At 57.1% G+C, this 580-nt stretch carries 1 pseudogene; it reads left to right on the forward strand.

The annotated features are described in order from the left end of the window. Positions 1–580 (forward strand): annotated as a pseudogene (locus tag ACW5W8_RS23795) (IS3-like element ISAeme20 family transposase); the annotation flags it as partial.

A 580-nucleotide genomic window follows, 5' to 3' on the forward strand; every position in this document is an offset into this window, starting at 1 on the left:
CCACTGGCGCCAGCGTCCACCGTCACAGCGCCAACAAGAAGATGAACGACTCAAGGTCGCCATTCGGGCTGCTCACAGCAAGACGCGCCAGACCTATGGCGCAGCGCGTTTACAAGCTGAGTTGGCCGCCGAAGGATTTTACGCTGGGCGGGACCGGATTGGGCGATTGCGCCGTGAAATGGGGTTGTCTTGCAAACAAAAGCGCAAATTCAAGGCGACAACCCATTCTGCTCATTCCCTGCCTGTGGCGGAGAATCTCCTTGGTCAGGTCTTTGCGCCGACGAAGCCCAACGAAGTCTGGACCGGTGATATCACCTATATCGCCACCGACGAAGGCTGGCTTTATCTGGCTGGTCTCAAGGATGTGTTTACCTGTGAGATAGTGGGTTATGCGATGGGAGAGCGAATGACCACCGGGTTGGTCAGTCAGGCGCTGTTTCGGGCTGTGCAGCAGAAGAGGCCACCCGTTGGGCTTATTCATCACACAGACCGGGGCAGTCAGTACTGTGCCAAGGCTTACCGGGCTCTCCAGGTACAATTTGGCATGCAGACCTCCATGTCACGCAAGGGGAACTGCTTC

Source organism: Aeromonas aquatilis (genome assembly GCF_054052405.1).